Origin of the sequence: Aminobacter sp. MET-1 (genome assembly GCF_026521175.1) — a bacterium.
Classification (GTDB): Bacteria; Pseudomonadota; Alphaproteobacteria; order Rhizobiales; family Rhizobiaceae; genus Aminobacter.
On sequence record NZ_JAMSHL010000190.1, the window covers coordinates 72,172 to 84,609 of the forward strand.

Genomic DNA, 12,438 nt, shown 5'->3' on the forward strand with positions numbered 1-12,438 from the left:
CGGACTCCTAGACACGTCAGTCGTGGTTTTCCCTATATTGTCTTCCGTGCTAAGCGGCAAACGAATTTGCCACTGGCTCCTCGAACTCACAGATATCGGCCGGCCATGTCCCTCGACCTCGACACACGCTTCGATCCCGCCTACGGCCAGCCGGTCCCGGTCGCCGAGGGCGTCGCACGGATAACCGCCAACAATCCTGGCGCCTTCACCTTCCACGGCACCAACAGCTACATCATCGGCCATGACACCTTGGCAGTCCTCGATCCCGGCCCAGCCGACGACGCCCATCTGGAGGCGCTGATCCGCGCCATCGCCGGGCGGCCTGTCAGCCATATATTCGTCAGCCACACACATCGCGACCACTCGCCGCTCGCCGCGCGCCTCAAGGCCCTGACCGGCGCGGTCACGGTAGCCGAAGGGCCGCACCGGTCGGCACGGCCGCTGCGGATCGGCGAGGTCGCTCCGCTCGATGCCAGCAGCGATACCGACTTCGTTCCCGACCTCGTCGTGGCAGACGGCCAGCTTGTCGATGGCGATGGCTGGCGCATGCGCACGGTGCTGACGCCCGGCCATGCCGCAAATCACGCCGCCTTTGCACTCGAAGGCACCGGCGTCCTGTTTTCGGCCGACCATGTCATGGCCTGGTCGACCTCGATCGTCGCCCCGCCCGATGGCGCGATGTCGGACTACATGGCCTCGCTCGACAAGCTGATCGCGCGTGAAGACCGCATCTACCTGCCCGGCCATGGCGGTCCGGTGGTGTCGCCACCGTCATTCGTGCTTGGGCTGCAGGCGCACCGCAGGATGCGCGAGCAGGCCATCCTCGAACGGCTTGGCGCCGGGGACCGCTTGATCCCCGATATCGTGCGCGCGATCTATCGCGACACCGATCCCCGGCTCTACGGCGCCGCCGGGCTCTCGGTTCTCGCCCATCTCGAAGATCTGGTCGGGCGCGGCGAGGCCGTCAGCAACGAAGCGCCGGCGATCGACAGCGTCTATTCGCCGGCAAGATAGGATTATTGTTCGGGCTTTGCGGTTGTTGCCGTGCCAGCCTGGGCGGCAATCTCCTGGTCGAGCTCGGTCAGGAATGCCGTGATCCGCGCGGCATTGTCGCCGAGGTCGTGGCGACCGTAGCGCGAGGCGGAGCGCATGTCGACGAAGGTCGAATCGCCGTCATCGACCAGCCGAATCGCCACGTCCGATGGCAGGGCCAGAATGAAAGTCCGCGCCACTGCTTCGATGTCGACCTCGCCGCTGGCCTGCTCGGCAGCCGGCGGCGGCACGACGACCTCCCAGCCCTGTCGTCCCAGAACCGCCGTCACGCTCTCCAGAACCCGGTCGAGCGACAGGTCGTAACGGCGTCCGGCGACCAGCGGATAGGCCTGGGCCTGCAAGGCGCGCTCGCCTGCCGAGGGCAATTCCAGACTGTTCATCAACGGCGTTCGCAACGACACCGCCGCCGTCAACGCCGGCGGAACCTCGGCATCTGTCGAGATGTCGCGCAGCATCGGCAAGGTGGCGATCTGATAGGCGACGAAGCCAAAAGGCGTGAGAACGGCGAGCCCCAGCAAGGCACCGGCGGTCAGGTCGTGGCCGCCGCGATCGCCAAATTTCCACAGCCGCGAAAAGGCAAAACCTGACAGCAGCAACGCGAAGGCGGCGAGCAGGGCAACGATGCCAAGCACCCAGAAGAACGCCGTGGTTTCGACCAGGCCGCGGCGATGGCCAAGCACGGCGGTGATCAGCAGCACCGCGGCGAAGGACGCCATGCCGCGCGAAAGCCCGGCCGAGCGCGTGGTACGCTGCTCATGATATCTCGACTGGAACTCGACCATGGAACCCCGTACCCACCTGCAGTGTCGCAGCGCCGCCGTCCCCACGGCGAAAGTTGCTGCTGCAAACTAGAGGGTTTCCTGCGGCGGTTGAAGCGGAAAGGCGACGCTTGCCGCCGTCCCGCACATGAACCTGCTTACCCTGCGGTATCGGATGGCAGCCGATAGTCCTTGAACCTCTCGCGCAGCGCCATCTTCTGGATCTTGCCGGTTGCCGTGTGCGGGATCTCCTCGACGAAGGCGACATCGTCCGGCATCCACCATTTGGCGACCTTGCCGTTGAGGAAAGCCAATATGTCGGCCTTGTCAGGCTCCCTGCCCGGCTTGCGCACGACAACCATCAGCGGCCGCTCGTCCCAGCGCGAATGCTTGACACCGATCACCGCCGCCTCCTGGACGTCTGGATGCCCGACGGCGAGATTTTCCAGCTCGATCGAGGAAATCCACTCGCCGCCCGACTTGATCACATCCTTGGAGCGATCGGTGATCTGCATGTAGCCGTTGATGTCGATATGGGCGACGTCGCCGGTGTCGAACCAGTCGTCGGCATCGAACTGCTCGGCGCTGGCGCCGCCGAAATACGAGCCGGAGACCGCCGGTCCACGCACCTTGAGCCTGCCGAACGTCCTGCCGTCCCAAGGCAACTCATTGTTGTCGTCGTCGGTGATCTTCATCTCGACGCCGAAAGGCGTGTAGCCCTGCTTCTGCTGAAGGTTCAGCCTGTCGTTGCCTTCGAGGTCGTCATATTCCGGCTTGATCGTGCACAAGGTGCCGAGCGGCGACATCTCGGTCATGCCCCAGGCGTGGATGACCTCGACGCCGTAGTTGCGCTCGAATTTTTCGGTGACCGTGCGAGGGCAGGCCGAGCCGCCGATCACCACCTTGTTGAGATGCGGCAGTTTCTTGCCGGTCTCTTCGAGATGCTGCAGCAGCATCAGCCACACCGTCGGCACGGCCGCGGTGAAGGTGACGCGTTCGGTGTCGAGCATTTCGTAGATCGAAGCGCCGTCCATCTTGCCGCCGGGCATGACGAATTTCGCGCCGACCATCGGCGTGCTCTGGGCAAGGCCCCAGGCGTTGGCATGGAACATCGGCACGACAGGCATGACCACGTCGCGCACCGAAATGCCCATCGCATCCGGCATCACCGCGATCATGGCGTGGAGCACGTTGGAGCGGTGGCTGTAGACGACGCCCTTGGGATCGCCCGTCGTGCCAGAGGTGTAGCACATGCCGGCTGCGGCATGCTCGTCGAGCGCCTTCCAGACGTAGTCGCCATCGGCCTCGGCCAGCCACTCCTCATAGGCGGTGACATTGGGCAGCGTCGTCTGCGGCAGGTGGGCGGCGTCGGTCAGGACGATGACGCGCTTGAGCGAAGGCACCTGTGGCGCGATCTTTTCGACCAGCGGCACGAAGGTCAGGTCGACGAACAGCGCCTGGTCCTGCGCATGGTTCATGATCCAGACGAGTTGTTCGGGAAAAAGGCGTGGGTTGAGCGTGTGGTAGACCGCGCCCATGCCCATGATGCCGTACCACGCCTCCATGTGCCGCGCGGAGTTCCAGGCCAGCGTCGCGATGCGGTCGCCAAGGCGGTAGCCGTCGCGCTCCAGCCGCTGGGCAACCTTCAGGGACCGCGTGCGCAACTCGGCATAGTTGGTACGGACGATGGGCCCCTCGATCGACCGCGACACGATCTCCCGGTGCGGATGCTGCCGTGCGGCATGGTCAATGATCTTGTGGCACAGCAGCGGCCATTCCTGCATCAGTCCAAGCATGCGGATCCTCCCAGATCATATGCAACCATTCTGGTCGCAATGGCGCGATTGTCCAGCCTGACCACCGCCAAGCCGAGCCGGCAAAATGTCGGCGGCCACATTGCGGCCACGGTCCCGGTTAACCTTTATTACCGGCTGGTGTGGTGGGTAGAGTAATGTGAGGGATCACATGGATACGCAGCCGCGCGCGGAGGACGAAGTCCTGCCGCAGACCGACACGCAATCTGAACAGACTGTTGCGCCTGAGCAGGCCGATGCGGATGTCAGTGTGCAATTGGCCGGCGACGGGACGGTTGCCCCCGTCGAAGACGCAGAGGTCGAAGCTGATTCCCGGGCGGAAGCCAGCGAACCGGTCATGGAAGCGACGGAACCTCTCGAACTGTCGGCGGAAGAAACGCCCGGCATGATCGAACCCGCGATATTCGCCGAGGTATTCGAAGCCGAGCAATCGCCGGAGACGACAGCGACCGAGGTGGAGGAGCCGATGGCGGAGGTTTTCACCGACGAACCGGAAACTGTCGTGCTGTCGCCGGAAGAGCTCTCGCCCGGCAACGCGGACGACGCGACGATAGAACAAACACCTGCCAAAGGCCTGGAAATCGCCGCCACCGGGGTGACGGAAGAGGAATTCACGCAACTCGTGGACGACGCGCTCGAAGCTGTTGGCGGCATCCTGCTGTTCAAGATGCGCATCGACGACGACGGCGAAGACAAGCATGTCGCGGCCGCCTCGATCGGCGACGGCGCGCGCCGCCAGTTCCTGCTGCTTTCGCTACCTGTCAGCGGCGGCAAGCTGAAAGTCGAATCGGCATCGCGCAGCACCAGCCCGCTGGCAAAGCTCGCCGAAGCCTATGTCGGCGTGGTCGAGGCGTTCCGCGCCGCAGCCTGAAGAGACCGGCTCAGCGCACGCCTATGTCCGCGTGGCGTCGCCGGGCGGCTTTCCGACCCCTGATACCCTACGCGAGTTGCTGATGTGGGGTATTTAATATACCCTATGTGAAGTATCGCCGTAGGGTATCCTCATGCGCTTACCGCTTTCTGTTCATACGGCTTACCAAGATCTCCTTGAAGCGCACCGAATGCGCGACGTGAAGACCATCGCCGGGTCTCCGTTCCTCAAGGAGCTTCCGCAAGGCAAATACTGGTACGCACGGCAAAGAATTGGTGACAAGCCGATCGATCGCTACATTGGCCCGGACAGCGAAGACCTCCGCCAGCGCATCGCTCGAATGCGGGAAGATATCGAAGACGACAAGCGCTTTGAACGGCATTGCGCGCTTCTAGTGGCGCAACTGCGCGCTGCCGGGCTTGCTACGGTTGATCGCCAGACCGGAAGCATCCTGAACGCCATGGCGAGAGTTGGCGTGTTTCGGCTGGGTGGAACGCTGGTTGGAACACATGCGTTCCGGCTCTACGGCGCTGAACTGGGATTTGCCTTTTCCGGTACGCTAGCCGTCACCCAGGATGTCGACATCGCAGCGTTCGAAAATCTCAAACTGGCAATCGACGATCCGGTTGATCCATCTCTGGCCGAAACGTTCAAATCCCTGTCGCTTGAACCCGCGCCCGGACCTGACCCGAAAGGAAGGTCTACGCGGTGGCGCTTGAAAGGCGGCGGAGCGATGGTCGATTTCCTTGCGCCCCGCATGCAGAGCAAAAGTGAGATCGTCCGGCTCGAACCATTGAACGTCTACGCTCAGACGCTCCCATTCCTGAACTTCCTGATCGCGGAGCCGATACCGGCTGTGGCGCTTTATCGAAGTGGAGTTCTGGTTCAGGTCCCGAAACCCGAGCGCTATGCCGTGCACAAACTGATCGTCGCCCAACGGCGAACGGGACCGGGCTTGGCCAAAGTTGCAAAAGACCTGGCTCAAGCCGAAACGCTGGTACGCGTCCTGGTCGAAGATCGCCCGCAGGAACTGGCAATCGCTTACGAGATCGCCCTGAATAGCGGAATGAAGTGGCGCGAGGCCATCACGGCATCGCTCAAGCAACGGCCCGAAATCAACCGCCTGCTTGGCGAAATCACCTGATGCAGTTGGTTATGCCCAATACGCGGATTGGGTATAACCAAGAAGAATCAACCAGTTGATAGCAGCGACTGCTACCTTTGCGCCTTCACCGCTGCCTGCGCGGCCGCCAATCGTGCGATCGGCACGCGGAACGGCGAGCACGAGACATAGTCCAGCCCGACGCTTTCGCAGAAGCGGATCGAGGCGGGATCGCCGCCATGCTCGCCGCAGATGCCGAGCTTGATCTCGGGCCTTGTCGCCCTGCCCTTCTCGGCTGCGATCTTGACCAGTTCGCCGACGCCCTCGATGTCCAGCGAGACGAAAGGATCCTGCTCGATGATGCCCTTCTGGCGGTAGGTCTCGAGGAACGAGGCCGCATCGTCGCGCGAAATGCCGAAGGTGGTCTGCGTCAGGTCGTTGGTGCCGAAGGAAAAGAACTCGGCCGCCTCGGCAATCACATGAGCGCGGATCGCCGCTCGCGGCAGCTCGATCATCGTGCCGACGAGGTAGTCGATGTTGACGCCCGATTCCTGCATGACGCTCTTGGCAACCTGGTCGATTCGCGCCTTGACGTAGTCGAGTTCCTTCATCAGGCCGACCAGCGGCACCATGATCTCCGGCACCACAGGGCTGCCGGTCTTCTTGCCGGCCTCGACCGCCGCCTCGAAGATGGCGCGGGCCTGCATCTCGGCGATCTCGGGATAGGAGACGGCGAGACGGCAGCCGCGATGGCCGAGCATCGGGTTGAACTCGTGCAGCGCCTCGGTGCGCTGGCGCAGCTTGTCGGCCGAGACGTTCATCGCTTCAGCGACTTCGGCGATTTCTTCCTCGGTCTTGGGCAGGAATTCGTGCAACGGCGGATCGAGCAGGCGAATCGTCACCGGCAGTCCGGCCATGATCTCGAACAGCTCGATGAAGTCCGAGCGCTGCATCGGCAACAGTTTGGCAAGGGCCGTGCGCCTGTCCTTCTCGCTGTCGGCGAGGATCATCTCGCGCATGGCGACGATGCGGTCGCCGTCGAAGAACATGTGCTCGGTGCGGCACAGGCCGATGCCCTCGGCGCCGAAGGAGCGCGCCATGCGCGCATCCGCCGGCGTTTCGGCATTGGTGCGCACCTTCATGCGCCGCGCCGCATCGGCCCACTCCATGATCGCGGCAAAGTCGCCGGAAAGCTCCGGTTGCAGCATCGGCACCGAGCCCTTCAGCACCTGGCCGCTGGAGCCGTCGATGGTGATGATGTCGCCCTTGCGGAAGGTGTGGCCCATCGCCATCAGCGTGCCGGCGCGATAGTCGACGCGCAGCGAACCGGCGCCGGAGACGCAAGGCTTGCCCATGCCGCGGGCAACCACAGCCGCGTGGCTGGTCATGCCGCCGCGCGTCGTCAGGATACCTTCGGAGGCATGCATGCCATGGATGTCCTCGGGGCTGGTCTCGATGCGCACGAGGATGACCTTGCGCCCGGCCGACTTCAGTTCCTCGGCCTCGTCGGACGAGAACACGATCTCGCCGGTGGCGGCCCCTGGCGACGCCGGCAAGCCGACGGCGACGACCTCGCGCTGCGCCTTGGGGTCGATCGTCGGATGCAGCAACTGGTCCAGCGACGATGGATCGATCCGGCCGATCGCCTCTTCTTTCGTGATCAGACCCTCGCCGGCCATCTCGGCGGCGATCTTCAGCGCTGCCTTGGCGGTGCGCTTGCCCGAACGGGTCTGCAGCATCCACAGCTTGCCGCGCTCGATGGTGAACTCGAGGTCCTGCATGTCGCGGTAGTGCTGTTCGAGGCGATTGGAGATCGCCACGAAAGTGTTGAACGCTTCCGGCATCAGCTTCTGCAGCGACGGCTTATCGGAACCGGCGGCGATGCGTGCTGCTTCGGTGATGTTCTGCGGCGTGCGGATGCCGGCCACCACGTCCTCGCCCTGCGCGTTCACCAGGAACTCGCCATAGAGCATCTTCTCGCCGGTCGACGGGTTGCGCGTGAAGGCAACGCCTGTCGCCGAGGTGTCGCCCATGTTGCCGAACACCATGGCCTGGACGTTGACCGCCGTGCCCCAGTTCTCGGGAATGTCGTGCAGGCGGCGATAGGTGATGGCGCGGTGGTTCATCCAGCTCTGGAACACCGCGCCGATGGCTCCCCACAGCTGCTCGTGCGGGTCCTGCGGGAAGGAGCGGCCGAGCTCTTCCTCGACCTTGGCCTTGTAGAGCTTTATGACATTCTGCCACTGCACCGCCGTGAACTCGGTGTCGAGTTCGTAGCCGAGACGCGCCTTTTCTTCTTCGAGCAGTTCCTCGAAGACCTCGTGTTCGAGGCCGAGGACGACGTCGGAATACATGGTGATGAAGCGGCGGTAGCTGTCATAGGCAAAGCGCGCGTCGCCGGCATCGGCGGCCAGCGCCTCGACGGTGACGTCGTTGAGGCCAAGGTTCAGCACGGTGTCCATCATGCCCGGCATCGAGGCGCGGGCGCCCGAGCGCACCGAGACGAGCAGCAGCCTTTCGGGATCGCCGAAGCGGCGGCCGGTGATCGCACCGACATGGTCGAGAGCCGTGCGGACATCTGCCTCAAGCGTCTCGGGATAGCTGCGGCCATTGGCATAAAACCAGTTGCAGGCGGCGGTGGTGATGGTGAAGCCGGGCGGAACCGGCAGGCCGAGACTGCACATCTCGGCGAGATTCGCCCCCTTGCCGCCGAGCAGGTCGCGATCGCTCGAACGCCCCTCCGCCGCACCGTCGCCAAACCTGTAAACCCACTTGGTCATGCCTTCTCCTCGCCGACTGAGTGTGGAACAGGGCGGTGGCCGCCGCCCGCTTCTCGCGGCAGCGATATGATGCTGCGCTGCGAAAGGCAAGGCGCAGTTCCGCCACCTGATGTCCTACAATCGATTAATGGAGCGACCGACGGGGAAGCTTGCGGCAGCCATCTACCTCATATAGAACATATCGAGAACAATTCCTGGAGACGACAATGCGAAAGACGGGCAAACTCGACTACATCGAAATGGCAGCGGTCGGCGGCACGCTCGACCATGTCAAATCCTTCTACAGCGCAGCCTTCGGCTGGACCTTCACCGACTACGGCCCGGGCTATTCAGCCTTTGCCGAAGGCCTCGACGGCGGCTTCCAGGCCGAAGTATCGGCCAAGCCGCTGCCGATCCTCTATTCCGAGGCGCTGGAACAAACGCTCGCCGCGGTCGAGGACGCCGGCGGCACCGTCGTCAAGCCGATCTTCTCGTTCCCCGGCGGCCGGCGCTTCCACTTCGTCGATCCCGCAGGCAACGAGCTTGCCGTGTGGGGCGAATAGTCGGCACTTTGGCGGAGGAAAAGCGGCAAAGGCGCGATTGTGCTTTTGCCGCGCACTGAATATAAGGCGGCGGTCGATTGACTCGCCTGCGGCTAGATACTTGTCGGCCCGCGGCCTGTTGGGGCGTCGCCAAGCGGTAAGGCATCGGTTTTTGGTACCGACATTCCCAGGTTCGAATCCTGGCGCCCCAGCCACTGCATTCGCAAGCCATTGAGACCATTCATGGATTTCTGGCGAAGACAATCTAAGATAGGCAAGAATTCCGGGGAGCCCTCTCGGCCCGGATGATGCCTATCGCCTGGCTCGGCCACGGACAGCGTTCCGATGGCCATCCAACACGATCTCGGCCATCAGAATGCGGCCTAATTCTGGCTCTTCGCGCCCTTGAGCTATTTAAATAACTATATGATTTTGTTACCTAGTTTCAGAATTTTTCTTGCCAATTCCGCATTCCGGCGCGGTGATCAGGATAGGAGACATCCAGATGCGCGCACTGTCCCAGGACCTAAGAGTCCTCGCTGGCAATGCCGCTGAACGGATGGCCGCCACCTTGGCGCCAGGCATCCCTCGTCAATCCTCTCCGCCCTGCGGGTAGGCGATGATCGACAGGAAGCGGATCGGCAGCCGGGCCAGTCGCTCCGGGCCGTGCGGGGTGTCGGCTTCGAAGAACAGGCTGTCGCCGGGGGTCATATGGTAGAGGTTCGTGCCGTGCCGGTAGGTGATCTCGCCTTCGAGCAGGTAGAGAAACTCCATCCCCGGGTGCTGGAACAGCGGGAAGGTGTCGGTGTCGCTGGCCAGGGTGATGAGGTAGGGCTCGACCGACACCGTGCTGGAACCGGATCCGATATAGCCGAGGAGGTTGTATTGATGGCCCGCCCGGGTGCCGCGCCGCTCGACCCCGACGCCTGCGCCCGCCTTGACGAACACCGCGCTGCGCTCTTCCTCGAAGCTCCTGAGCAGCGCGGTCATCGGCACGCCGAGCGCCTGGGACAGCGCCTGCAATGTGGTCAGCGACGCCGAGATGACGCCGTTCTCGATCTTCGACATCATGCCGACCGAGATGTTTGCGGCGCCCGCAAGCTCGCTGGCCGTCATGCCATGGCGTTTGCGACAGGCCCGCACCTCCCGGCCGATCGCCGCCTGCAGCCCGTTCTCCCCAGGCGCGCGAACGGCGTGCGGGTCCTGCTGCAGCGGAACCGACACGACTTTCCTGCCGGCGACAGCCCCGCCCCGAAGGAACCCCACGGAGCGGGTCTGATGTAAAGGGGCTGAAGTACTCATCCAGGCACCTCATGCTGTTGGGCATATGCATGCTGCTGCGCTCGCGGAGCAGCAGATGGCTTCATCGGTCTCAGACGAGACCGGTCACCACGCCGACACCGGCGACGGCTGCCACTGCGCCGAGCGAACGAACAAAAAGCGCCCCCCTCGCCCCGCTCCTGCCATCGAGCAGCAAGCCGAAGCCAAGGCCCGCCGCATGCAGCATCGCGGTCGCCAGCACAAAGCCCAGGCCATAGGCCAGGCCGCTGACGCTCTCCGGCATCTCGGCGCCGTGGGCATAGCCGTGGAAGACCGCAAAGAAGCCGACCAGCGCCATGGCGGCCGCCACTCCGGCGCGCAGGTTGAAGGCGACAACGCCGCCGAGAACGACGATGGACAGGCCGATGCCGAGCTCGACGAAAGGCACGGCAATGCCGGCCAGGCCAAGTGCGCCGCCCAGCACCATCACCGATACGAAACTCGCCGGCACCAGCCAGCGGGCCCGGCCGGCCAGTTGCGACGCAAACAGGCCGACCATGACCATGGCAAGGACGTGGTCGAGCCCGCCCAGCGGATGGACAAAGCCATGGGTAAAGCCCTCGACATGGCCGAGGCCGGTATGGGCGTTGGCGAGGCTGGGCGCCAGGGCGAAGGCGGCCAGCGCGGCGGACCTGGCGAGAGACTTGCTGTTCATGATCGGCTTTCCTTCACGGTTGCGATGTGAGTGCGATTGTCATTTGCGTCGTGGCACGGGCCGGATGCCGAAGGCCGCGGCCACGGCGAGCTCGAAAAGGCTTTCGCCCATGCTGCGGGCGGCGATCGCATCGGCCGCCAGGCAGCGCAGGCCAAAGCCCGCCCCATTGGCAAGTGTGCTCACCCCTAAGATCGCCGAGGCCATGTCGTTCAGCGCCACAAGCGCTTCGGCCGTCGGAAGCCGGGTGGGATCGCCCAGCAGCATGAAGTTGGACACGACCTTCCAGCCGCCGATGGGCGAAGCCGGCCCTGCGAGATGCGCGCCGCTGACTTCGAGATTGTCCCGCACGAGCAGCCGGCCCGCGGCGTCGCGGATCGAGACATCGGAGCCAAGCCGGTCGAAGCAACGCAAGCGCCCCTCCGGATCGTGGCAGGTAAAGGCATCGGACAGTAGCAGTACGGCGCCGGGTGCGAGCCTGGCCCGCACTGTGCTTGAACTGGATGCGCCGGGAAACAGCACCAGCGGATCGGGCGTCAAGGCCAGGAACGCGTGCTCTTCCAGGACAATCTCGGTCTCCTGGTGCGCCGGCTGGCCGTGGCAATCATGCACCACGGTTGCCGCCTGGGTGGTGACATGGGCTGCCGCACCGGCGCCGAGCTCGTAGCGGCTCGTCAGCCTGTCGTCGCGATAGAGGCCCCCCGAGGAGGATTGCTGATAGACCGTCAGCAGCGACGGAATGGCCCTATCGAGCGCGAACGGCCGTGTCATGTGGAACGGGTAGCACACGAACTGGCGGCCCAGATGGGTGCGCGGCCCATGACGGGAGAAGGCGAGCTCGAAACGGCCACAGCGTGCCTCGGCCTGGCGCGGCTGTACCAGGACGTGAGCGGTACGCGGTTGGGGCCAATGGCTCGTCATCTGAACAACACGTCCGAGACGATGCGGTCGGCAATCGCGTCGACCCCGTCATTGCTGCGGCAATTGGTGAGCGCCATCGGCCGGCCAGCCCGCGCGGTGGCGGCTTGCGCTGCCATCGACGCGAGATCGACGCCGACATGGGGGGCGAGATCGGTCTTGTTGACCACCAGCAGGTCGCATTTGAGGACGCCGGGGCCCTTCTTGCGCGGAATGTCGTCGCCGCCGGCAACGTCGATGACGAACATCCACCAGTCGACAAGATCGAGCGAGAAGGTCGAGGCGAGATTGTCGCCGCCGCTCTCGATGAGGATCAGCTCGACATCGGGAAACAGCACTTCCAGATCGTCGGCGGCGGCGATGTTGAGCGTCGGATCCTCGCGGATGACGGTGTGCGGACAGGCGCCCGCCTCGACGGCTGCGACACGCGCCGGATCGATCAGGCCGGAGCGCCGAATGCGTTCGGCATCCTCGGCCGTCACCAGATCGTTGGTGACGATCGCCAGCGACACGCCGCGCTCGGCAAAGGCCGGGATCAGCCGTTCGATCAGTGCCGTCTTGCCGGAACCGACGGGTCCGCCGATGCCGATGCGGGCAGCCCCGACGCGCGAGGCCGACGGTGCAAAGGAAGAAGTCCTGACGTCCATGA

Annotated in this window: 11 protein-coding genes and 1 tRNA gene; 5 read left to right on the forward strand and 7 right to left on the reverse strand. The window is 64.2% G+C overall.

Features of this window, described 5'->3' with window-relative positions:
* Window positions 1–105 precede the first annotated feature (105 nt).
* Window positions 106–1,014, forward strand: a complete 909-nt coding sequence (locus tag NDO48_RS29995; RefSeq protein WP_263007808.1) for an MBL fold metallo-hydrolase — start codon at window positions 106–108, stop codon at window positions 1,012–1,014.
* 2 nt (window positions 1,015–1,016) lie between these two features.
* On the opposite strand, the gene NDO48_RS30000 is transcribed toward NDO48_RS29995, so the two are convergent.
* A complete protein-coding gene (locus NDO48_RS30000; RefSeq protein ID WP_263007809.1) occupies window positions 1,017–1,835 on the reverse strand; it encodes a DUF1499 domain-containing protein in 819 nt (272 codons plus the stop codon).
* A gap of 134 nt (window positions 1,836–1,969) precedes the next feature.
* Window positions 1,970–3,607: a fatty-acid--CoA ligase gene (locus tag NDO48_RS30005; protein WP_267322045.1), complete on the reverse strand. Its 1,638-nt coding sequence runs from the start codon at window positions 3,605–3,607 to the stop codon at window positions 1,970–1,972.
* Between the two features lie 169 nt (window positions 3,608–3,776).
* Here NDO48_RS30005 and NDO48_RS30010 point away from each other — a divergent pair, with 169 nt between their 5' ends.
* Together NDO48_RS30010 and NDO48_RS30015 are read left to right on the forward strand one after the other, a co-directional pair.
* A complete protein-coding gene (locus NDO48_RS30010) occupies window positions 3,777–4,496 on the forward strand; it encodes a hypothetical protein (RefSeq protein ID WP_263007811.1) in 720 nt (239 codons plus the stop codon).
* A 190-nt stretch (window positions 4,497–4,686) separates the two neighbouring features.
* On the forward strand, window positions 4,687–5,640 hold the full coding sequence (locus NDO48_RS30015; protein WP_263007812.1) for a GSU2403 family nucleotidyltransferase fold protein: 954 nt from the start codon (window positions 4,687–4,689) through the stop codon (window positions 5,638–5,640).
* Window positions 5,641–5,711: 71 nt separating this feature from the next.
* Here the strand turns inward: NDO48_RS30015 and ppdK are convergent, their stop codons facing one another.
* Window positions 5,712–8,378 carry a pyruvate, phosphate dikinase gene (gene ppdK / locus NDO48_RS30020; RefSeq protein WP_263007813.1) on the reverse strand — a complete coding sequence of 889 codons (2,667 nt, stop codon included), beginning with the start codon at window positions 8,376–8,378 and terminating at the stop codon, window positions 5,712–5,714.
* A gap of 206 nt (window positions 8,379–8,584) precedes the next feature.
* Here ppdK and NDO48_RS30025 point away from each other — a divergent pair, with 206 nt between their 5' ends.
* Window positions 8,585–8,920 carry a VOC family protein gene (locus NDO48_RS30025; RefSeq protein WP_263007814.1) on the forward strand — a complete coding sequence of 112 codons (336 nt, stop codon included), beginning with the start codon at window positions 8,585–8,587 and terminating at the stop codon, window positions 8,918–8,920.
* A gap of 119 nt (window positions 8,921–9,039) precedes the next feature.
* Window positions 9,040–9,114 (forward strand) — tRNA-Gln (locus tag NDO48_RS30030).
* Window positions 9,115–9,490: 376 nt separating this feature from the next.
* Here the strand turns inward: NDO48_RS30030 and NDO48_RS30035 are convergent.
* The 4 genes from NDO48_RS30035 to ureG all read right to left on the reverse strand — a co-directional run bounded on the left by NDO48_RS30035 (window position 9,491) and on the right by ureG (window position 12,436).
* Window positions 9,491–10,123 (reverse strand): XRE family transcriptional regulator, encoded by a 633-nt coding sequence (locus tag NDO48_RS30035; RefSeq protein WP_318762264.1) that lies wholly within the window; start codon window positions 10,121–10,123, stop codon window positions 9,491–9,493.
* A gap of 148 nt (window positions 10,124–10,271) precedes the next feature.
* Window positions 10,272–10,874, reverse strand: a complete 603-nt coding sequence (locus tag NDO48_RS30040; protein ID WP_263007815.1) for a HupE/UreJ family protein — start codon at window positions 10,872–10,874, stop codon at window positions 10,272–10,274.
* A gap of 39 nt (window positions 10,875–10,913) precedes the next feature.
* Window positions 10,914–11,792 carry an urease accessory protein UreD gene (locus NDO48_RS30045; RefSeq protein WP_263007816.1) on the reverse strand — a complete coding sequence of 293 codons (879 nt, stop codon included), beginning with the start codon at window positions 11,790–11,792 and terminating at the stop codon, window positions 10,914–10,916.
* Window positions 11,789–12,436: an urease accessory protein UreG gene (gene ureG, locus NDO48_RS30050; RefSeq protein WP_263007817.1), complete on the reverse strand. Its 648-nt coding sequence runs from the start codon at window positions 12,434–12,436 to the stop codon at window positions 11,789–11,791. Before ureG ends, NDO48_RS30045 begins: the two co-directional genes overlap by 4 nt.
* Window positions 12,437–12,438: the final 2 nt, after the last annotated feature.